Annotated in this window: 1 protein-coding gene; it reads left to right on the top strand. The window is 63.5% G+C overall.

Going from position 1 to position 233, the window contains the following annotated elements; translation table 11 throughout:
• On the top strand, window positions 1-233 hold a 233-nt coding region (locus R2R70_RS23300; RefSeq protein ID WP_410979390.1), incomplete at both ends, for an efflux RND transporter permease subunit.

Raw genomic sequence — 233 nt, 5'->3', positions numbered from 1 at the left:
CTGTCGTCCACGTCCGATGACTCGGGCACGGCCACCATTACGCTGACTTTCGCGGCGGGCACCAACCCGGACATCGCGCAGGTGCAGGTGCAGAACAAGCTGCAGCTCGCCACGCCGATTCTGCCGCAGGTGGTGCAGCAGCTCGGCATCAAGGTCACGAAGTCGAGCAGCAGCTTCCTGCTGGTGATGGCGTTCGTCTCCGAAGACGGCAGCATGACCAAGTACGACCTCGC

Source organism: Cobetia sp. SIMBA_158, assembly GCF_046566945.1.
In the GTDB taxonomy this organism is placed as follows: Bacteria; Pseudomonadota; Gammaproteobacteria; order Pseudomonadales; family Halomonadaceae; genus Cobetia; species Cobetia amphilecti.
The sequence above is the reverse complement of the archived record's forward strand: the minus strand, read 5'-3'. Positions and strand labels throughout refer to the sequence as shown.